This is a genomic window from Pandoraea pulmonicola, assembly GCF_000815105.2.
In the GTDB taxonomy this organism is placed as follows: domain Bacteria; phylum Pseudomonadota; class Gammaproteobacteria; order Burkholderiales; family Burkholderiaceae; genus Pandoraea; species Pandoraea pulmonicola.
Genome location: NZ_CP010310.2, coordinates 2,070,427 through 2,091,600 on the forward strand (window position 1 = coordinate 2,070,427; position 21,174 = coordinate 2,091,600).

Below are 21,174 nucleotides of genomic sequence, written 5' to 3' on the forward strand. Positions count from 1 at the left end.
CCATCCGTTTTGCGCGATTTTACCAGTCTCCGCGTCGCGACGTCCCGCAGCGCATCAGGCAAACGCGTCGGACCCGGGACGCGGCGCGGCGAATGCCACCGGGTGCTGCACCGCGAGCCGCAGCCCCACGCGCGCGCCGGCTTCGTGCGAGAGATCCCCGTCCACGCGCGCGACCACTTCGCGCCCCGACGCCAGCCGCAGGGTATAGAGTTGATCGGCGCCGCGAAACGCGCGGCGCACGAGTGTGGCCTCGAACGGGCTGGCCGGATCGTGGGCGATGTCGTCGGCGCGCAGCAGTACGTCGACGTTGACCGGGTACGTGTCGCCGGCCGTACGCAGCAGCTTGTCGGCCAATGCAGGCGAGACCGCGATTTCGCCGAGTTCGAGCGCGATGCCGCCGCCTTCGGCGTTACCGCGGAACGTTCCCGGAATCAGCGCACCGCGGCCGACGAAATCGGCCACCACGCGATTCGCCGGCGCCTGCCACAACGCCCGTGCCGGCGACCATTGTGCGATCGCGCCCGCATGCATCACGCCAATGCGGTCGGCCATCGCGAACGCCTCGTGCTGGTCGTGCGTGACCAGAATCGCCGTGGCGCCGCTCGCGCGAATGATCTCCCGCACCTCCACGGCCAGGCGCTCGCGCAGATCGAGATCGAGATTCGAGAACGGCTCGTCGAGCAGCAGCAACGCCGGCGAGGGAGCCAGCGCCCGCGCCAGCGCGACACGTTGCTGCTGACCGCCGGAGAGTTCGTGCGGGTACTTTTGCAACGCTCCTGCCAGTCCTACCCGTTCGGCGAGCATCTCCACGCGGGCCTGACGCTCGGCGCGCGCCATGCGTCCGAGGCCGAAGCCGATGTTGCGGGCCACGTTCAGGTGCGGGAACAGCGCATAGTCCTGGAAGACCACGCCCACATGGCGCCGCTCGGGCGGCTCGCTCGATTGCGCATTGGCGACTTCGTGAGCGTCGAGTACGATGCGGCCGCCCGCGAGCGGCTCGAAGCCGCACACTGCGCGCAGCACCGTCGTCTTGCCGCAGCCGGAGGGGCCGAGCAGACAGCCGATCTCGCCACGCGCCAGCGAGAGCGACAGGTCGCGAACGGCCGTATGCACGTGGCCGGCAGCGGCGTAGTTCACGCTGATGTGATCGAGCAGCAGATAGGGCAGGGACATCGAGAGAGAGGGGAAATGTCGTTGGGGGAGTGGGGGCACGCGCCTGCCGGCTGCCGATATCCCGATATCGATAGGGATGGGCACTTTCCGTAAGCGGGTGCGTCAGAGACTCAGTTGCGAATGCGTATAATTTACACCGCTTTAGACCGGCGGACATCCGCCGGTTCCCGAAGGCGGGGCCGGCAACAGGGGGGACATCCCGTCGTCTCCTGCCCGCCGGCACATCCGCGCCACCCGCGCGCCATTCGATCACCGATTTCACCGTTCTCTACCGATGTCATCGACGCCCCCGCCACGCGCCGCCGCCGAACCCGTCCCCGCCGATTTGCCGTTGCCCGCTTTCGCGAACGGCAGCCATTCGGCCGACGCTGCCGTGCCCGGCCCGGCCGCCGTGGCGCCATCGTCGCCGTTGGGGGCGCTGGCGCCGCGCAGTGCGCATCGGCTCGCGCGCCACTCGTGGTTCGCACGCCTGACCGGCTCGTGGGCATGGCGGCTCGTGGCGTGGCTGCCTGCGCTGATCGTGCTCGTGCCGATGTTCGGCATCGTGGCGGCCGTGGGAGCGGGCGGCGACGAAACCCGTGCGGTGCTCGCCCACATGCTCGATACGGTGCTGCCCGAGTACGCGCTCAATTCGCTGCGCATCTCGCTGGCCGTGAGCGCCGGCGTGCTGGCGATGGGCGTGGCGAGCGCGTGGCTCGTCGTGCATTGCGCGTTCCCCGGGCGACGCGTGCTGGAGTGGGCGCTGATCCTGCCGCTCGCGATGCCGGCCTACGTGACTGCCTACGCCTATACCGATTTCCTGCAATTCGCCGGGCCGGTGCAGAGCGCGTTGCGCAAGCTGCTCGCGACCGACCGGCTCGCCTGGTTCCCGGAAATCCGTTCGTGGTACGGCGCGGCGTGGGTTTTCGCCGGCGCGTTCTATCCCTACGTCTATCTGCTTGCCCGCACAGCGTTCCTCGAGCACAGTCAGCGCTTTTTCGAAGCCGCACGAACGCTCGGCTGCACGCCGGCCGGGGCATTCGTTCGCGTGGCGCTGCCGCTTGCGCGTCCTGCGCTCGTCGCGGGCGTCGCCCTGGTGCTCATGGAGACGCTGGCGGACTATGGCGCCGTCGCGTACTTTGGCGTGCCGACATTCACTACCGGCATCTACCGCGCGTGGCTGTCGATGGGCGACCGCGTCGCGGCGGCTCAGCTTTCGGCGTGTCTGCTGCTCGCGGTGTTCGTGCTGCTGATCGCCGAGGCGCGCAGCCGCGCACGGCTTCGCTACTACGGCGCGCCCGGACGTGCCCCCACGACCTCGCGCCGCACGACCCTGGGCGGCGGGAAGGCCCTGCTGGCAACGCTTGCATGCGCGCTGCCGCTGCTCTTCGGCTTCGTGCTGCCCGCGCTCATCATGTTGCGGCTGGCCGTCGCCGAACTGGATCAGGTGCCATGGTCACGCTACGGCGAGTGGGTCTACAACACGGTGCGACTCGCGGGCGTGGCGGCGCTGGCGGCGACCGTTTTTGCCGTCGTGCTCGGCTATGCCCAGCGCCTCGCGCCGGGACGAGTGACACGCCTCGCCGTGCGGCTCGTCGGCGTCGGCTATGCGATCCCGGGGGCGATCATCGCGCTCGGCATCCTGACCCCTGTGCTGCAGCTCGACACCTGGCTCGGCGACCTGTTCGGCGCCAACGGTCTGGTCCTGGCGGGCACGGCGGGCGTGCTCATCTACGCCTATCTCGTGCGATTCCTGCCGGCGGCGCTGCAGAGCGTCGATGCCGGTTTTGCCCGCATCCCGCCGAATCTCGACGCCAGCGCGCGCAGTCTCGGCGTGGGCGGCTGGGCGATGCTGCGCCGGGTTCACCTGCCCCTGCTGCGCGGCAGTGTGCTGACCGCCGCGTTGCTCGTGTTCGTCGACGTCATGAAAGAGCTGCCCGCCACGCTCGCGCTGCGGCCGTTCAATATGGACACGCTCGCCGTCGTTGCGAGCCATCTTGCCGCGGACGAACGGCTCGCCGAAGCGGCCGTGCCGGCGCTCACGCTGGTGCTCGTCGGGCTCCTGCCCGTGCTCATGCTCGCGCGCGCCATTGCGCGACGCCGCTGAGCCCGTCGCGTCCGACGGCGCGTGCGCCACGTTGTCGGGGCCTCGGAGCGCCTGTGCGTCGATCAAGTTCGCGAAGCCGCAAAAAGTACCTTGAAACGATCGGGAGTTGCCCAGCCGATAGCGCCGCACTATAGTCGAATCAGACCCGGCCACGAAACCGGGATGATTGAGCGTCAACAAAATGCTTGCGATCGTCATTTGCAAATGTTGGCTGTTCATGGCCTTGGCGTCGGCGCCGCCGCCCGAGCCATCGTTCAATGCGGCGGATGGCGGGTGGACCGCCGTCCTGCTGTCGGGGGCGATGCGCTAGCGGCTCTCCAGGGAGAGACCGACGCGGGGACTAAGAGACGGACGCGAGACGTCCGATGGGAGGGTGCAACCCGTCGGCCAGAAGGCGGTTTCGTGTCAATGGCGCGCAAGGCGCGACTTCCTCGTATCCGCGCCGACGTACGCACGCCACCGGCCGGCTGTTGTTTTCCTGTGTCGTGAGGGGCGGCCCCGAGTGGCGTTTTCGCCACACCCACCGCAAAATCGCTGTCAATGCAATCCTGCCGGGAGATGGGCATGGCGCTTTGGCGAATCGATCTCGTCTCATTGCGACTGTTCGTGGCCGTTTGCGAAGAGAGCAGCATTGCGCGTGCCGCGGAGCGCGAGTTCATCGCGCCTTCGGCTGTCAGCAAGCGAATCAACGATCTCGAGTCGCTCGTCGGCTCGGCGCTGCTCCAGCGGCACAAGTGGGGCGTGCGCGCCACGCCTGCCGGTGAGGCGTTGCTGCATCACGCGCGCAATGTGCTGCGCAGCCTCGAGAAGATGCAGGGCGACCTGTCCGAATACACGAGCGGCGTGCGCGGGCACATCCGCATCTTCGCCAACGTCTCCTCCATTGTCGAAACGCTGCCCGACGAACTGGGCGCGTTCCTGCGCCGGCACGAAGGCGTGAAGGTGGATCTCGAGGAGCACACCAGCGCCCAGGTCGTGCGCGGCGTGGCAGACGGCGCGACCGACATTGGCATCTGTTGGGACGCGGTCGATACGCGCGACATGGAGGTCTTTCCCTATCGGCACGACAGGATCGTGGTGGTTCTCCACCGTGAACACCCGCTCGCCGGCGTCGAGCAGATGGCCTTTATCGATACCCTCGATTTCGACCACGTCGGCGTACATCCCGATAGCGCCATGTACACGATGTTGCGTCGGCTTGCGGCCGAGCAGGGCAAGACGGTCAAGTTCCGAATTCATGTCTCGACGTTCGAAGCCGTGTGCCGGATGGTGCGCGCGCAGCTCGGGCTGGCCGTGGCGCCGCAGGAGGCCGTCGGCACTTATTCCCAGGTGACGGACGGCGAGGCGCTGCGCGTCATTCCGCTCACCGATCCCTGGGCGCAGCGGCGCCTTATCGTCTGCGTACGCCGCTACGACGCGTTGCCGGTCGCGTCGCGCATGCTGGTCGACCACTTGTGCGCACGTAACGTGACAGGCGGCCCCACGTGACGCCGCGTGCGGCGCCAAGCATCGTGAACGACGATGTCTGGCATGCCGAAACAGCGCTTGTCGAGGACGGGGCAGGGAACGATGCTCTTGGGGCCGATAGCGATTCCGGCCGACGAGCCGGGGCGCGCCTGTATCCCGCATCCGGCGGGGGGAGACACGCGATGACACCGATCGAAGCGCGCCGCGTGCGCGGCGCCGTGGGGCGTCTGATTCTCGTTCTTGCGTTGATGGTGCTGGGCCTCGTGGCGCTCAGCCTGAGTGCCGGCGCCTCTGCCGCACCCCCACAACCGCTGGAAAAGACGAAGATCACCATTGCCGTCGGCGGCAAGCCCGGCCTGTACTATCTCCCGCTCACGATCGCCGAGCAGCTCGGCTACTTCCGCGACGAAGGACTGGACGTCACCATCGATGACTTCGCCGGCGGTTCCAAGGCCTTGCAAGCCGTGGTCGGCGGCAGCGCCGACGTGGGCACGGGCGCCTTCGAGCACACCCTGCTGATGCAGACGAAGGGGCTGACCTATCAGTCGTTCGTTGTCCTTGGCGCTGCGCCGCAGCTCGTGTTGGGCGTGGTCAAGTCGCATGCCGCGCAAGTCAAATCGGTCAAGGACCTGAAAGGCATGCGCATCGGCGTGAGCGCGCCGGGCTCGAGCACGCACATGCTGGTCAACGTGGCGCTCGCTCAGGCCGGACTCAAGCCGAATGACGTGTCCATCGTCGGCGTCGGCAGCAACGCGACCGTGGTGGCCGCCGCGCGTGGCGGACAGGTGGACGCCGTGTCCAACGTCGATCCGATGATGACGCTGCTCACCGAGTCGGGCGATCTCAAGATCCTCGTCGACACGCGTACGCAGGCCGGCACCCGGGCCGTGTTCGGCGGGCCGATGCCAGCGGCCGTGATGTATGCCCCGCAGAGCTTCATCCAGAAGAACCCGCGTACGGTGCAGGCGCTCGCCAATGCCATCGTACGCGCGGACAAGTGGCTGCAGCACGCCTCGGCGGCCGATTTGCTCAAGACCGTTCCCGAACCCTATCTCCTCGGCGACAAGACGCTCTACCTGAAGGCTTTCGCCAATTGCCGCGAGGCGTTCTCGCCCGACGGCATGATGCCGTCCGGCGGGCCGGCCACCGCGCTCAAGGCGCTCGCCTCGTTCACACCCGAGGTCAAGCCCACCCAGATTCGTCTGGGTGACACCTGGACCAACACCTTCGCTACGCAAGCCAATCGCCAGTATCCCTGACGAACGGGCGCTTGGACGCCATGACATTACTTCGCCAATGCCGCCGTGCGCCTGTCCGGCACGCAACTTTCGCTCAAACCGGGTGAACCCATGCGGGAACCTTCGAGGAGCGAACTCATGCGAGCCACCGTGCGATTGAACGGGCGCGTGCTCTGGTTGAGCGACAGCGTCGACGTCATGACGCGCCAACTGGCCGGCGAGTCGCTCACGCGCGACGAGGCAGGGCCGCTGCGTGACCAGATTTCCACCGACGAAATGACGCCCGCGTGGGCGTGCCTCGCCTTCGACGAGTCGCTGGGCGATTACGTCTACGTCGGACTGCGGTGCGGCGAGGGCGCCGACGATCCTGTCGGCGCGTTCCCCATCAAGCCACGCACCGTGCGCGAAGGCGGCTTCGCGTTGTCGGTGTCCGGCACGCGCCGTGGCAAGGGCTCATCGCGCGAGGCGAGCCCGTTCGCCGAGTGGTGTGCGGGCATTCGCATCGTGATCGCGGAGAGCTTCGAGCGCATCTACGCCCAGAACTGCCAGAACCTCGGGCTGTTGATGTCGACGGATATCACCCTCGCCGAGCGCCTGCAGGCGGGCGACGAGGTGCCCATCGAGGCCTTTCTCGAGGATTGCGACCCGCTGGCCGACGCGATCGTGCGAAGCGGTGGTCTGTTCGGCTACACGCGTCGTCGGCTGGCGGGCGACGTGGTGCCGCCGAAACCCACGCATTCTCCCGGGCCGATGACCTACGGCGAGAAGATCGTCGCGAGGGCGCTCGGCGTGCCGCGCGTACGCCCGGGCGACGCGGTGTTCGTGCCAGCCGACTGGCGCTTTTCGCACGAATACGTCACACCGATGGCCGTGAGCTTCCTGCACCATGCGTTCGGCGAGGCCATTCCCGATTTGCACGATCGCGCGTCGATGCTCTGCTTCGAGGACCATCTCACACATCTCGACGCGGCGAGTGCCGATGGCAGTCGCGCGCCGACGCTGATCGACGCCGCGCGGCGACTGGGCGCCGTACAACGCGAATTCTGTGCGCAGCACGGTGTACGGCTGCACGGACGCGCCGCGGGCGGCGGCTCCGAGGGCATCTGTCATGCGCTGATGCTCGAACGCCACGCCGTGCCGGGACAGGTCGTCGTGGGCACCGATTCGCATACGCCGCACTGCGGGGCGATCGGCGCGTTCGCGTTCGGCGTCGGGGCGACCGAGATGGCCAACGCCTGGCTCACGGGAGACGTCCGGATGGCCGTGCCGGGCACTTGTCTCGTGCATTTGAGCGAAAAGCTGCCCGCGGGCGTCGGTGCGAAAGATCTGGCGCTGCATTTGCTGCATCTGCCTTACATTCGCGACGGCCGAGCCATCGGTCAGATCATCGAGTTCTCGGGCGACGCGGTGGCGCATCTGTCGACCGACGAGCGCGCGACGTTGACCAACATGGTCGCGGAAATCGGCGGACTCACCGGTCTGATCGTTCCCGACGAGGAAACGGTGCGGTACTTGCGCGAGCGGCGCGGCGTCGAGTTCGCGGTCGCGCCGTGGATGGCCAGCGACGCACAGGCGTCGTACGCCCACGTCATCGAAATCGACTGCGCGAGCCTGGAGACGATGGTGGCCAGCCCCGGAGACCCGGGCAACGGACTGCCGCTCTCCAGCTTGTCGGCGCCGGTCGCCATCGACATCGCGTACGGCGGCTCATGCACGGGCAGCAAGCGCGACGACCTGCGAGCCTGCCATGAGGTGCTTGCATGGGGCCTGTCGCACGGCCACCGAGTGGCCGACGGCGTGCGCTTCTACCTTCAGTACGGCAGCGAAGACGTGCGCGCGTGGTGCGAGGCGCAAGGCTATACCGACGTTTTTCGCGCCGCCGGCGTGACGCTGCTGTCGCCCGGGTGCGGCGCCTGCGTGAACGCGGGACCGGGCGTGTCGCGAACGGCCAACGAAGTGGTCATCAGCGCACAGAATCGGAATTTCCCTGGGCGCTCGGGCCCCGGGCAGATGTGGCTGGGCAGTCCGGCCACGGTGGCGGCGAGTGCGCTGGCGGGCTACCTCGTCGGCTTCGATCAATTGCGACGCGATGGCTTCGCAACGCCCGACAGCCGATCCGCGCGGCGGTGCGGCGAAGCGTCGGGAGCGGGTTCCGGAGGTTAGTCGATGCAGGACGTGTCCCCTGCGACGCCGATGCCGCTGCAAGGCATCCGTGTCGTGGAGTTTTCGCACATGGTGATGGGGCCGGCATGCGGCATGGTGCTCGGCGATCTCGGCGCCGATGTCATCAAGGTCGAGCCGGTCGGGGGCGACGCCACGCGGCGGCTGCTCGGCACCGGTGCGGGCTTCTTCCGAACCTTCAATCGCAACAAGCGCAGCTTGGCCGTCGACGTGACGCGGCCCGAGGGGCGCGAGCTGATTCTGCGCCTGGTGACGACCGCCGACGTGGTGACGGAGAACTTCAAGCCGGGACGCATGCGGCAGATCGGCCTCGATTACGCCACGCTCTCCAAGCTCAACCCCGCGCTCGTCTACGTCTCGCTGAAGGGTTTTCTGCCGGGGCCGTACGCCACGCGCACCGCGCTCGACGAAGTGGTGCAGATGATGGCCGGTCTCGCCTATATGACGGGACCACCCGGACAGCCACTGCGGGCGGGCTCGTCGGTCAACGACATCATGGGCGGCGTATTCGGGGCGCTCGCGGCGTTGGCCGCGCTTTACGAACGCAAGTCCACCGGGCGCGGGCAGGAGGTGCAGGGGGCGCTTTTCGAGAACTGCGTGCTGCTGGCGGCGCAACACATGCAGCAGTATGCGGTGACGGGCGTGGCGCCCGATCCGATGCCGGCGCGCGTATCCGCCTGGGGCGTGTACGACGTGTTCACCGCGCGCGACGGCGTGCAGATCTTTCTGGCGGTGGTGGGCGACTCGCAGTGGCGGGTCTTCTGCGACGTGTTCGGGCGTCAGGATCTGGCCGACGATGCGCGGCTGGCGACCAACAACGATCGGGTGCGCGCCCGCGACTGGCTGCTGCCGCTCCTGCGCGAGATGATTCGCGGCTTCGACGCGGGATATCTGGCGGCGGCGTTCGAGCGCCACGGATTGCCGTTCGCGCCGATCGTCGCGCCGCAGGCGTTGTTCGACGATCCGCATCTGCGTGCGAGCGGCGGCCTGGGCGAACTGGAGACGGACGACGGCGAGCACACGCAGGTGCCGCTGCTGCCGATCACGATGGCAGGCCAACGGTTGCCTGCGCGTCGACCATTGCCTTCGGCGGGCGAGCATACCAACGAAATCTTGCGGGATCTGGGCTATCGCGACACCCAGATCGCCAAGCTCTTGAGCGAGGGCGTGGTGGCGGGGCCGATCGACGAGCAGGCACCGGCGCATCCCGCCGACGCCGAGCTGCGGCGGCACCGCACGGAATGAAGCACCTCATCCCGCCATCCGATGATTCGGAGTTGTCCGAACCGTTTATGCCGATTGTCCGCTTGCGGGTAGCGGGTGCGGCGCGGTACGGTGTGGCTATCGACCTTCACCACCCGCCATGCCATGCACCAACCGCCCGATACGCTCGATACGCTCGGTAAGCCTGAGAGCCGCCGTGCCCCGGATTCCACGACGTCCTCCACTGCGCAGCAACCGCCGCTTGCCGGCGTCACGGTGCTCGATCTCACCCGCCTGTTGCCCGGTCCACTGGCGGGCATGCGGCTCGCGGAGATGGGGGCCGAGGTCATCAAGATCGAAGACAAGGGGGCGGGTGACTATTCTCGCGAGATGATGTTGCGCGAGGGCGAAGCGGCGCCCAGCGCGTTCTGGCGACTGCTCAATCGCGGCAAGACGGTGGCGCGTCTGGACCTCAAGGACGAGATCGACCGCGCGACGTTTCTCGCCCATGTGGCGCGTGCGGATGTGTTGCTCGAAGGATTCCGACCGGGTGTGATGGCGCGCCTGGGGTTCGATTTCGAGGCGCTCGCGCGCCACAGACCCTCGCTGGTGATGGCTTCGATTTCAGGGTATGGGCAGCAAGGACCGATGGCGCAGGCGGCGGGCCACGACATCAACTACGTCGGCTACGCAGGCGTGCTCGATCAGTTGTGCGACGCGGGCGATGCGCCCATCGTGCCGAACTTCCAGATCGGCGATCTCTACGGCGGCGCGCAGTCGGCGGTACAGGCGGTGCTCGCGGCACTGGTTTCGGCGCAGCGTACAGGGCGCGGCCGGTGGCTCGACATCTCGATGACGCACGAGGTGTTTCGCTCGAACCTCGTGCCGGCCGTCGCGTTGCATCGGCAGGGGCGTGCGCCACGTGCGGGCGACGATCTGCTCAACGGCGGCGCGCCTTGCTACCAGGTCTATCGGACGAAGGACGGCCGCTACATGGCCGTTGGCGCGCTCGAACTGAAGTTCTGGCAGACCTTGTGCGACGTGCTCGGGCACAGCGAGTGGAAATCCCGCCACTGGTCGCTAGGGCAGGCGGTCGGTGGGGACGATGCGCGAGCCCTGCAGGCGGAACTCGCAGCGATCTTTGCCAGCGCCACGCAGGCGGAGTGGACGGCGCGCTTCGCCGACGCCGATTGCTGCGTCACGCCGGTGCTGCGACTCGAAGAGGCCATGGTGCATCCGCTCTTTGCACAGACGAGGGAGGTCTTGCGACCTTGAGGCACAGCGAGTGTCAGGGGCGCGAAGTGGACGAGGGGCACCAGCGACACCAGCGGCGTGAGGGGCGAAAGGGGCGAATGGGGCGAATGGGGCGCGTTACCTATTGTCACAATTTTCACGAGGTGCGGGCGCGAAGTCCGGTCGCCGATCGCGTAGAGTCGACCGCGGATCGATAGCGAACGACTCATGACTCGAAGGTACGGACTGAACTGGCTGCACATGGTGCAGCGACAGCGACAGGGGCATGCGCGAACAGGGCGTGGCGAACAGAGAAGCCAACCGGCAGACGGGCTCGGTGTGCGACGTGCGCCATGTGCACCTCTTGCATTTCATGCACCACGCGCCCCATGCGCCATATACGCGCTCGCGGTACTGAGCCTCGCGATGTGCGCGGGATGCGCGTCGTATCAGAGCACGTCCACGGACCACGGCAAGGTGCGTTCGACGTCGATGACCACGGCGGACCTTGCGCAGACCGACATCAACCGTATGGCCACGCTTGGCATGCGAGCGAACCTGGAGAGTCTCTACCGGCTCGCGGACAAGCTGTACAAGCGCAATCCGCGCGAATGGCGCAAGGGCGGGGCGACGACCCAGGCGCAGGCGATGGCGCAACTGCGTGCTGCCGTCGAAGGGCGGCGAACGCTGCCCGAACTGAAGGACCTACGCGACGTGAAAGCGCTGTCGTTCTCGCTCGAACCGTCGTTTGATGGCGATCGGGTGGCGGCCTTCATCTTCAGCCTGTCGGACACGATCATCGCCGCGCATGGCGGCACCACCGTGTTCTATCTGAGCGACGGACTGGAGGCGCAGCGCATCTACAACGCCGCGCGCAATGTCGAGATTGCGGCGTGGCTGCTGGCGAGTCGCCACGACCTGTCCGGACGGCCGCTGCTGCTGGCAAACGAAATGGCCGACGTGCGCAATGTGAGTTTCGAGCGCGAGTTCGGCAAGATCATCGGCCGGCTGGATCTGCTTGCGGAAATGCTTGACGAAAAGTACCGCCGTGCGGGCATCGGCTACGTGCAGAACCTGCTTGGTGCTCAGTTTCTGCAGTTCTTGCCTGTGCGGTGAGACGATGTGATGGATGGGGCGCAATTATTGCGTGAATGCTGTATATTTGCACAGTATTTTCGCCGACAACCATGTCCGCCATCACGCGCAAGATCATTCACTGCGACGCCGACTGTTTCTACGCTTCCGTCGAGATGCGTGACGATCCGTCGTTGCGGGGGATTCCGTTGGCCGTCGGTGGACAGCCGGACCAGCGCGGCGTGGTGGCGACCTGCAACTACGAAGCGCGCGCGTTCGGCGTGCGCTCGGCGATGCCCTCCGCGCAGGCGCTCAAGCTTTGTCCGAGCCTGCATATCATTCCGCCGGCGATGGATCGCTATCGCGAGGCGTCGCAGCGCATCATGGCCATCTATCGCGACTACACCGAGTTGGTGGAACCGCTGTCGCTCGACGAAGCGTATCTTGACGTCACGCACAGCGAGCGCTGCGAAGGGTCGGCCACCCTCATCGCCCGAGAGATTCGCGCGCGTATCGCCGCCGAGGTCGGGCTGACGGTTTCGGCCGGCGTGGCGCCGAACAAATTCATCGCCAAGATTGCCAGCGACTGGCGCAAGCCCGACGGCATGTTCGTCGTGCGGCCGGCGGAGGTCGATGCCTTTGTGGCCGTCCTTCCCGTGGAGCGTCTGTTCGGCGTGGGCAAGGTCACGGCGGAGAAGTTGCGCTCGCTGGGGGTGGACTCCTGCGGCGATCTGCGCCGCCACTCGATGAACGAGCTGGTCGAGCGCTTCGGCGTGTTCGGGCAACGTCTGTACGAGCGTTGCCGAGGCATCGACACGCGCGAAGTGTCCCCCGATCGCGAGCGCAAGTCGATCAGCGTAGAGACCACCTACACGCGGGACCTGCGCACGCTGGCGGACTGCGAGACAGCGCTCGAGCCGCTGCTTCGCCAGTTGTCGGAGCGGCTCGAAAGGGCGCGCCGCAGCGAGCCGCTGGCGGTGGCCAAGGTGTTCGTCAAGATCCGCTTTGCCGACTTTTCACGCACGACGGCGGAAGCGGGGGCGCTCGGCGTCGATCCGGCGCAATGCCATCAGTTGCTGGCGGAAGCCGTCGGCCGCCGACGCAAGCCCGTCCGACTGATGGGCGTGGGGGTGCGTCTGCTCGAAGCGCAGGCGGCGCGGCAACTGCGGCTTTTCGACGACTGGGACGGCGACGCGTCGCTCGGCATGGCGTCGACGGGCGATAATGCGGCATCGCAATCGTAGCGCGTACGCGTGGGAGGTGAGGGATGGCGGAGATCATCGAAGTCATGCTCCGGCTGATGGCGGCGCTCGTACTTGGCGGCATGGTCGGGCTCAACCGGAATCTGCACCACAAGTCCGTCGGGCTGCGAACGCTGGCCATCGTGTCGTTCGGCTCCGCACTGTTCGTTCTGGCCGTCGTGCCGTTTCCAGGCACGTCGCTGACCTATGACGCCTCCTCGGTGAGCCGCGTCGTGCAAGGCATCGTCGCCGGGATCGGCTTTCTCGGGGCGGGCTGCATCATCCGTCCAAGCCATGGCGGGTCGGTCCATGGCTTCACCACGGCGGCGGCGCTCTGGAGCACCACCGGCATCGGCATCATCTGCGGGCTGGGCCGCTGGCATATCGCGCTGGCGGCCATGGTGCTGCTGCTTATCGTGCTGGCGGTCGGCGGGGCGATCGAGGATATCGTGCACCGGTGGCTGGGACACGACGAGCCGACGAAGGGATCGTCGCGAGAAGCACGGGCGGCGTCGCCGGACGAGGGCGCGGCGGCGCGGCATGAGCGCGACGGCAAGTGAGTGCCGCCGGGCGTTTGCAGAGGATGGACATCGCCGTCTCCTTGCCCCGCACACCAGGGGCAGATTTCTGCGGATGCCGAAGAAAAATGCCCGCCGAAGCGGGCAAATGACGTTGTCGCAGTACCCCCAAAAGGACGTAAGAGGGCGATTTCATTTTGGTCAGCCGGCCATCGTTCGCCTATCGGGGCTTGCCCGATTAGGGAAAGCACGTTCGGGAGACTACGTAACGCCGGCCTCCGTCACGAGGGCGCTCACTGCAACGCCCGCAACTCCGTGGCCCGGGCGCGCGCCACACGAAGGCCATCGGCCTGCAGCGTGAGCGTGGCCGCATCGGCCTGCTGTGCCGCGTCGGCCGCCGAAGTGTACGTCACGATGGCGGCTTGCCGCTCGCGACGGAAGCGCTCGCTGATCGGCGCACACTCCGTGGCGGCTTCGTCGGCGAGGTGGGCCGGGTCGGGAACGAGATTGATGTAGCGCGCAACGTGGCCGTAGAGGCAGGTGCGGTATTGAGCGGCCGCGGCATCGGCCGCCGCCAGATGGCGTTCGCGCAGGGTGGTCGCGTCGGACGCCGCGGGGCGCGATGCCGAGGTCGACGGTTTCGACGGGGTGGTACAACCCGTGGCCAGTACGGCGGCAGCCACGCAAAGCAAAGCCGGCACGGTGCGAGGCGCGCAGGCCAAAGTCGGAAACATCCGAATCATGAAGTCATCCAGGCCGATGGCATAAAGTTCGCGATCTCGATATGGTACGGGATTTGACGGATCTACCCGAGGCAGGCGTGCCGTATGTCGCGCCAATCTGACATGAACGAATTCCGTAAGGGACTGGTGTGGCTGCGGCGCGATTTGCGCTGCACGGACAACGCAACGCTGGCACAGGCCTTGGTGGCGTGCGACGAAGTGTATGTCGCCTTCGTCTTCGACACGACCATTCTCGATGGGCTGCCGCGAAACGACCGTCGTGTGGCATTTCTTCACGATAGCGTCAGCGCGCTCGCGAAGGGGCTCGAGCACGAGGGCGGTGTATTGATCGTGCGCCATGGGGACCCGGTGACCGAGATTCCCGCGCTCGCGAAATCGCTCGGTGTGCAGATGGTCTTTGCCGGCCGCGATTACGAGCCGGCGGCGGTTGCGCGCGATCGTGCCGTGTCACGCTCGCTCGAGGCACACGGCATGGGTTTTGCGCTGATCAAGGATCAGGTGATCTTCGAGTGCAACGAGATACTGACAGCGCAGGGCGAGCCGTACAGCGTATTCACGCCCTATCGGCGCGCGTGGCTCAAGCAGGTGAGCCCGGTCGATCTCGCGCCGCATGGGCGGGCCGGGGACCTGAAGCGGTTGGCTCCGGCGTCGCGTAGTGCCGGGCCGGTGCCGACGCTGGCGGCGCTTGGCTTCGATGTCCCCAACGGCCGACGCATGACGATTCCCGCAGGCGAGGCCGGAGCCCGGCGATTGCTCGACGATTTTCTGCCTCGCATGGCGCATTACCACGAGCGTCGCGATTACCCGGCGGTGCGGGGGCCGAGCTATCTTTCCGTCCATCTGCGATTCGGCACGATTTCGATTCGCACGCTGGCGCGCGAAGCCCACGCGGCCACGCTGCGCGGTGGCGACGCGGGGAGCGGCGCGCAGACGTGGTTGAGCGAACTGATCTGGCGCGAGTTCTACTTCATGATCCTGCATCATCACCCGTCAGTCGTCGGGGGCGCGTTCAAGCCGGCCTACGACGCCATCGAATGGGCCAGTGGCGCGGCGGCGGACGCGAATTTCGAAGCATGGCGCGAAGGGCGGACGGGCTATCCGATCGTGGATGCCGCGATGCGGCAGATGAATCAGACCGGCTACATGCACAACCGGCTGCGCATGATCGCCGCGAGTTTTCTCGTGAAGGACCTCGGTATCGACTGGCGTCGCGGCGAGGCGTACTTTGCCCTTGCACTCAACGACTTCGATCTGGCGGCGAACAATGGTGGCTGGCAGTGGGCGGCCTCGACCGGATGCGATGCGCAGCCCTATTTCCGGATATTCAATCCGGTCACCCAATCGGAGAAGTTCGATCCGCAAGGGCGCTTCATCCGGAAATACGTTCCGGAACTCGCCGACCTGCCGGACAAGGCCATCCACGCGCCGTGGCGTGCCGACGCCGGGGTGCTGGCATCGGCGAACGTGACGCTCGGACGGGATTATCCGCATCCGTTGGTGGCGCACGATGTGGCCCGCAAGGAAACGCTGGCGCGGTACGCGATCGTGAAGACGTCCGGCATCTCCGGCAAGGCGGCGGACGTCACTTCGGATTGACGCGGCCGTGCGCGATCAGTGGTGCGAAAGACCGTAGCCGAGCGTGCGCAACCTCAAAAAATGATCAAAACGTCCGTGTATACCCCCGTCAACTTTTTCTGCGGCCGGCCGTTGATAGGGGTATGGCACGCAAGAGGCCTGGGCTCCGGTATCGGTTCGCAACGTCGGGGGGGCGTTCGCGAGTGTCAGGGAGGAAGCTGTCAAAACAACGAAGCAAGGGCAGGCCAAAACCACACGGGGAAGCTGACGCAACGCTGCCGCGAAGACGGCGGTTTCGTACCATGAGGTCAGCGATAAGCGAGGGCCCGGAACGTCACTGTTCCGGGCATTTTTTTGCACCGATGCGCTTCACTCACCCGCGGCCCGGTCGTTGACATGGCCAGTTCGCCAAATTTCGGAAAGGCTGATGCCGGGAGCTACGCCCAGCCGCTTATCGTACCAACGGCCGTGGAGCGTCAGACCATGCCAGTACGATCCATACCGCAAGATTGAAGGGGAGCGTGAAGTAGGGCCATCCGAGCGGTCCCAGCCACGTTCCCAGGGCGACGCAAAGCAGGCTTGCGAGTCCTGCGCCGACGAAGCGCAGCGCGGGCGAGCGTCCAAAGACGCCGAGTCCGAGCGCCGCAAGAAACGCGTTCACGCCAATGCCGACGGCCTGTCCCGCCAGCGCCGGCCATTGGGCCGCCGTGAGCGCGATACCCGACCAGACGACGACGGCTGCGGCCAGCGCCCACAGCGTCGCGCGCAGGTTCCAGAGTGCGAGCACATACCAGACCAGCAATCCGAGCACGAGCGGCGCCACGAATACGACCTGCCCGACAGCACAGAAGACGAAGCCCGGCGTGCCCGTGCCGCAGTCGAGGGCGCCGATGCGCGGCGTCAGCCCGAGTCCAGGCTGCATGGCCCACGACCCCATCATGACGCCGACGAACGGTCCGGTCAGCGCGGGGAGATTGCGGCGCGCCAGGGCTGCCGTTGCCATCACGGTCAGGCAGACGCAAATTGCGAGCCACAGGGCATAGATGGCGTTGGGTTGCCAGAGCGCGCCAAACGCGATGCCCGTGAGTGCGCCGTTGTAGCCGTACAGGCCGGTATGCCTCGACTCGCGCGGCAACCGCAGCCCGATCGCGACTGCCGACGCGACAAAACTCGCGGCGAACCCGCTTATCGCGACGGTCCCATCCGCCAGCGTGAGCACGGCGAACAACAGCAGGCCGGCGCTTGCCGACGGGATGAAATAAATCTGCGCAAAGCTGGCCGCGGTGCCGCGTAGTTCAGCCGTCAGCCGGCGGAGCTGTGCGGTGAGCAGGGGGAACGGGGCAGACGCGTGTGCAGGGTGGGGCGAAGACATCGGTAGTGGCTTGGAACGAACGGGCCGGTTGACCCCCATCGCGCGAGTGCGCCAAAGCGTGATGGCGCAGAAGCATGAGGCGCTGGAACGAAGGGGCGGAATGGGCGCGAGCTTACGCCGAACGAGCCGAGGCGGGCGTGCCCGGCCGTTATAGTCCGTATTTGAGGGAACACGTCGGACTCGGGGTGGCGTCGCCGCAGCGCGGACAGTGCGCCGGACGCGCCAGGTGGGCTCAAAAAGAAAACCCGCGCTCAAGGGCGCGGGTTGGGACTGACAAGTGTTACCGACGTCGGATTTACTTGCCGCCGCCCTTCGCGGGCTTGGCGGCCCAACTGTCCTTGAGCGACACGATGCGGTTGAACACCGGCTTGCCCGGGGTCGAATCGTGGCGATCGGCGACGAAGTAGCCGTGGCGCTCGAACTGCACGCGATCTTCCGGTGTCACGCTCAACAGTTCCGGCTCGACGTACGCTTGCGTCACGCGCTTGGCGTCCGGATTGATGAAGTCGAGGAAGTTCTTCTCGCCGGCATCCGGATTCGGATCGAGGAACAGGCGATCGTAGATGCGCACTTCAGCGGCCAGCGCGTGCGGTGCGCTCACCCAGTGAATGTTGCCCTTGACCTTGTAGTTGTCCGCACCTGGCGTGCCCGAACGGCTGTCTTCGAAGTAGTTGCAGTGCACGGCGGTCACATTGCCGTCGGCATCGCTATCGAAGCCCGTGCATTCCACGACATAGCCATAGCGCAGACGCACCTTGTTGCCCGGGAACAGTCGGAAGAAACCCTTGACCGGCTCGGCCTGAAAGTCTTCGCGCTCGATCCAGAGCTCGCGGGAAATCGGGAACGTGCGCATGCCGCGCTCCGGGAAGTGCGGGTGTACGGGTGCCTGACAGTCTTCCTGCTTGCCTTCCGGATAGTTGTCGATGATCAGCTTGAGCGGATCGAGCACCGCCGTCGCGCGCGGCGCCTTCGGATCGAGGTCGTCGCGCAGGGCCTGCTCGAGAATGCTCATGTCGATCCACGAGGCCGACTTGGCCACGCCGATGCGATCGCAGAACAGTTGCAGGCTTTCCGGCGAAAAGCCACGGCGACGCAGGCCGACGAGCGTGGGCATGCGCGGGTCGTCCCAGCCATCGACGAACTTCTCGTCGACGAGCTGGCGAAGCTTGCGCTTGCTCGTGATCGCGTAAGTCAGTTGCAGACGCGCGAATTCGATCTGCTGCGGCGTCGGACGCGTGAACATGCCGGCATCGGCCAACTCGCCGAGCACCCAGTCGTAGAACGGGCGCTGGTCTTCGAATTCCAGCGTGCACAGGCTGTGCGTGATGTTCTCGATGGCGTCCTCGAGCGGGTGCGCGTAGGTGTACATCGGGTAGATGCACCAGGCGTCGCCCGTGCGGTGATGATGTGCATGGCGAATGCGATAGATGGCCGGATCGCGCAGATTGATGTTGGGCGAGCCCATATCGATCTTCGCGCGCAGCACGTGCGTGCCGTCGGCGAATTCGCCCGCACGCATGCGGCGGAACAGGTCGAGATTCTCCTCGACCGAGCGGTTGCGGAACGGCGAGTCCTTGCCTGGCTCGGTGAGGGTCCCGCGGTTGGCGCGCATGTCCTCGGCACTCTGGCTGTCGACATAGGCCTTGCCGCGCTGAATCAGGATTTCGGCGCCCTGATAGAACTGCTCGAAATAGTCGCTCGCGAAATAGAGGTGTTCCTTTTGCGGCGTGTCGTAGCTGAAACCGAGCCACTTGACCATATCGATGATCGAGTCGACATATTCGGTTTCTTCCTTCTCCGGGTTGGTATCGTCGAAACGCAGATGGCAGATGCCGCCGTAGTCGCGCGCCACGCCGAAGTTCAGGCAGATGGCCTTGGCGTGGCCGACGTGCAGGTAGCCGTTCGGCTCCGGCGGGAAGCGCGTCTCGACGCGCTGGCCCCATTTGCCCGAGCGGTTGTCTTCGTCGATGATGTTGCGGATGAAATTGGATGCCGCGTTCAGCTCTGTGCTCATGCCTGTCCAGTGTTCGGTGTTTGGCGAATATTCTACCGTACCGCACTGCACCACGGACAGGCGTCGACGCGCGCCGGTGGTCGATGACGACTGTCTGATGAGGTCGTCGTCGCCTCCGATCGGTCGATGGGGTGACGCTGAAGCGGCCGATGCCCCTCGAACAGGGCATGGGCCGCCAGGAACCAACGAACCGGCGAACCGATTGGATCCGGCGCGCCGGCCCGCGGCGTCGAGCGCTTATTCGGAACCGCGCTGACTCGGCCAGTTGGCGTAAGAGAGCAGCCAGAGGGAAATGATGTTGACGATCGGGATGAAGGCCAGCACGGTGAGCCACGGCGAGAGGCCGAGGCGTGTCAGGATCCGCCAGATGGGAATACCAACGAGCACAATGCCGATGAGCAAGCCGAGAAATCCGCTGAACATACGATATCTCCCCTCGAATCCCGCCGGCGGCGGGTTGACGCCAAGTATAGCCAGATATCGCCAGACTATCGGCCATCGCCGGCGCTGGATTGTTCTATCCTGAAAACACTGCCGGTCCTGCCGGTGGCTCTGTGAGTGACCCTTCAGGGAGGACATCATGGAACTGCACCTCCAGTCGCATCGCTTCACGCACCGTTCGCCCGACTGGGCGGCGGCCGCCGTCGCCGGCTTCGTCGCCTGCGCTTTCTTCTCCGCCGTGGAAATGCTTATGGTGCTGCTGGTCACCGGCCAGAGCCCGTGGGTGCCGCCGCGCATGGTCGCAGCCATCGTGCTGGGGCCCGGCATTCTGTCGCAGCCGGCCACGTTCGACGTGTCCATCGTGGCCATGGCGCTCATGGTTCATGCGGCGATCGGCGTCGTACTGGGCGTGGTCCTCGGGGCGATCATCGCGCCGTTCCGCCTCGATTCGGACGTCGTCACGGTGTCGATCGCCGGCGCCGTGTTCGGCCTCGTGGTCTACGCGGTCAACTTCCACGTGATGACGCAACTGTTCCCGTGGTTCGTCGAGTCGCGCACCTGGGTCATGGTGGCGGGACACGCGATCTTCGGGGCGTTCGCCGGCTACATGTACTGGATCCTGGCCAAGATCGACGATCGCAGCGCCATGCCGTAATTCCCCCGGGGCAGGCACCGACCCCGGCCGGGGCGGGTAAGACGGGCGGGCCGTTCGGCCTGCGGTGGGGCGGGGTTGCCGCCTTTTGGTGCACTCGTCCGCGTTTTCTGTTATGATTCGCCAACTGCGTTTATCTACCCGTCAACTTCGGGATGGAATGAACGCGGTTCCCGTGGCATGAAAAACGCCGGACAGCGATGCTCTCCGTCCAACGATGGCCAGTGTGCGACACGATTAACACTACAGAGATGTGTCGCGCGGTGTGAGCCGCCACATGCCGCCCAGTAAGGCCAGGAACGCTTCGGCGCGAATTTACGCCGAACGCTTGCATTTCGACGTTCCTGCCGCCGTGCCCGAAGGGCCGGCTTGCCGCCATTCCCCGAAACAGGAAGTCGTACGGAACCGCTTGCCTGCGCATTGCGTGGTGCCGGTGTGCATGAGGCCACGCGCCGCATGTCATGTTCGCCAGTCCGGTCTGCCGCATGTCAGTCACGCAAATGTCGCGCGTCTGTCATATTGGGTCGATACGCTGCGTGCACTTCACGGAAACATTTGTGCAGATTTGCACTCTCATCACCGTAAGCCGATTCGAGAGGGATAGTTATCAGTCATATTTTTGCAGTAAGAAGGAATACAAAATGAAAACAACGCAATATCAGGAATTCCAGTACAGCGTGCGCGCCGTCGAGCGCGACAACGCCCGTTGGGACGCTTTTTACGAAATCCATCGTCCGACCAGCCAAGGCATGGAAAAGGTCGGCGTCTATCAGGTGCAGACGGCCTACGGCTTCGCCACGCAAGGCAACGCCCTCGACGACGCCGAGCGCAACGCCCGTGCGGATATCGAGCAGGGCATCGTCTATTACCAGTAAGCCAGTCTCCCCTGCCATTCATTCCCAGTGCGTGATGCTGGCATCGTCGCTTCGCGACGGTGCTATAGTCCCGCCTTTCACAACGCAT

Annotated in this window: 17 protein-coding genes; 12 read left to right on the forward strand and 5 right to left on the reverse strand. The window is 66.0% G+C overall.

Going from position 1 to position 21,174, the window contains the following annotated elements; translation table 11 throughout:
• Nucleotides 1-54: 54 nt before the first annotated feature.
• Complete coding sequence (locus RO07_RS09060) at nucleotides 55-1,173, reverse strand: ABC transporter ATP-binding protein (RefSeq protein ID WP_039410010.1); 1,119 nt, start codon at nucleotides 1,171-1,173, stop codon at nucleotides 55-57.
• A 274-nt stretch (nucleotides 1,174-1,447) separates the two neighbouring features.
• On the opposite strand from RO07_RS09060, the gene RO07_RS09065 reads away from it, so the two are divergent.
• From RO07_RS09065 to RO07_RS09105, 9 genes are all read left to right on the forward strand, one after another.
• The gene (locus RO07_RS09065; protein WP_237171409.1) at nucleotides 1,448-3,259 is read left to right on the forward strand and encodes an ABC transporter permease; all 1,812 of its coding nucleotides are present in this window, start codon (nucleotides 1,448-1,450) and stop codon (nucleotides 3,257-3,259) included.
• A 564-nt stretch (nucleotides 3,260-3,823) separates the two neighbouring features.
• Entirely contained in the window at nucleotides 3,824-4,747 is a 924-nt protein-coding gene (locus RO07_RS09070) for a LysR family transcriptional regulator (protein WP_039410013.1), read from the forward strand.
• 161 nt (nucleotides 4,748-4,908) lie between these two features.
• The gene (locus RO07_RS09075) at nucleotides 4,909-5,985 is read left to right on the forward strand and encodes an ABC transporter substrate-binding protein (RefSeq protein ID WP_052267148.1); all 1,077 of its coding nucleotides are present in this window, start codon (nucleotides 4,909-4,911) and stop codon (nucleotides 5,983-5,985) included.
• Between the two features lie 117 nt (nucleotides 5,986-6,102).
• Complete coding sequence (locus tag RO07_RS09080) at nucleotides 6,103-8,127, forward strand: aconitase family protein (protein ID WP_072637001.1); 2,025 nt, start codon at nucleotides 6,103-6,105, stop codon at nucleotides 8,125-8,127.
• A gap of 3 nt (nucleotides 8,128-8,130) precedes the next feature.
• Nucleotides 8,131-9,390, forward strand: a complete 1,260-nt coding sequence (locus tag RO07_RS09085; protein ID WP_052267149.1) for a CaiB/BaiF CoA transferase family protein — start codon at nucleotides 8,131-8,133, stop codon at nucleotides 9,388-9,390.
• A 123-nt stretch (nucleotides 9,391-9,513) separates the two neighbouring features.
• Nucleotides 9,514-10,623 (forward strand): CaiB/BaiF CoA transferase family protein, encoded by a 1,110-nt coding sequence (locus tag RO07_RS09090; RefSeq protein WP_039410014.1) that lies wholly within the window; start codon nucleotides 9,514-9,516, stop codon nucleotides 10,621-10,623.
• Nucleotides 10,624-11,007: 384 nt separating this feature from the next.
• Nucleotides 11,008-11,697: a hypothetical protein gene (locus RO07_RS09095; protein WP_237171410.1), complete on the forward strand. Its 690-nt coding sequence runs from the start codon at nucleotides 11,008-11,010 to the stop codon at nucleotides 11,695-11,697.
• A gap of 71 nt (nucleotides 11,698-11,768) precedes the next feature.
• Nucleotides 11,769-12,899: a DNA polymerase IV gene (gene dinB, locus RO07_RS09100; protein WP_039410016.1), complete on the forward strand. Its 1,131-nt coding sequence runs from the start codon at nucleotides 11,769-11,771 to the stop codon at nucleotides 12,897-12,899.
• Between the two features lie 23 nt (nucleotides 12,900-12,922).
• The gene (locus RO07_RS09105) at nucleotides 12,923-13,456 is read left to right on the forward strand and encodes an MgtC/SapB family protein (RefSeq protein ID WP_052267150.1); all 534 of its coding nucleotides are present in this window, start codon (nucleotides 12,923-12,925) and stop codon (nucleotides 13,454-13,456) included.
• A 251-nt stretch (nucleotides 13,457-13,707) separates the two neighbouring features.
• Here the strand turns inward: RO07_RS09105 and RO07_RS09110 are convergent, their stop codons facing one another.
• Nucleotides 13,708-14,097, reverse strand: coding sequence for a hypothetical protein (locus RO07_RS09110; protein ID WP_147284521.1), 390 nt, complete (start codon nucleotides 14,095-14,097; stop codon nucleotides 13,708-13,710).
• A gap of 144 nt (nucleotides 14,098-14,241) precedes the next feature.
• Here RO07_RS09110 and RO07_RS09115 point away from each other — a divergent pair, with 144 nt between their 5' ends.
• Entirely contained in the window at nucleotides 14,242-15,753 is a 1,512-nt protein-coding gene (locus RO07_RS09115) for a cryptochrome/photolyase family protein (protein ID WP_052267151.1), read from the forward strand.
• 430 nt (nucleotides 15,754-16,183) lie between these two features.
• On the opposite strand, the gene RO07_RS09120 is transcribed toward RO07_RS09115, so the two are convergent.
• The 3 genes from RO07_RS09120 to RO07_RS09130 form a co-directional block, all read right to left on the reverse strand.
• A complete protein-coding gene (locus RO07_RS09120) occupies nucleotides 16,184-17,104 on the reverse strand; it encodes an urea transporter (RefSeq protein WP_039410019.1) in 921 nt (306 codons plus the stop codon).
• Between the two features lie 295 nt (nucleotides 17,105-17,399).
• On the reverse strand, nucleotides 17,400-19,118 hold the full coding sequence (locus RO07_RS09125; protein ID WP_039410022.1) for a glutamine--tRNA ligase/YqeY domain fusion protein: 1,719 nt from the start codon (nucleotides 19,116-19,118) through the stop codon (nucleotides 17,400-17,402).
• Between the two features lie 237 nt (nucleotides 19,119-19,355).
• The gene (locus RO07_RS09130; RefSeq protein ID WP_039410025.1) at nucleotides 19,356-19,541 is read right to left on the reverse strand and encodes a hypothetical protein; all 186 of its coding nucleotides are present in this window, start codon (nucleotides 19,539-19,541) and stop codon (nucleotides 19,356-19,358) included.
• A gap of 157 nt (nucleotides 19,542-19,698) precedes the next feature.
• Between RO07_RS09130 and RO07_RS09135 the strand changes: the two genes are divergently transcribed.
• Together RO07_RS09135 and RO07_RS09140 are read left to right on the forward strand one after the other, a co-directional pair.
• A complete protein-coding gene (locus RO07_RS09135) occupies nucleotides 19,699-20,214 on the forward strand; it encodes a hypothetical protein (RefSeq protein ID WP_039410028.1) in 516 nt (171 codons plus the stop codon).
• A gap of 638 nt (nucleotides 20,215-20,852) precedes the next feature.
• Nucleotides 20,853-21,086, forward strand: coding sequence for a hypothetical protein (locus RO07_RS09140; protein ID WP_039410031.1), 234 nt, complete (start codon nucleotides 20,853-20,855; stop codon nucleotides 21,084-21,086).
• Nucleotides 21,087-21,174: the final 88 nt, after the last annotated feature.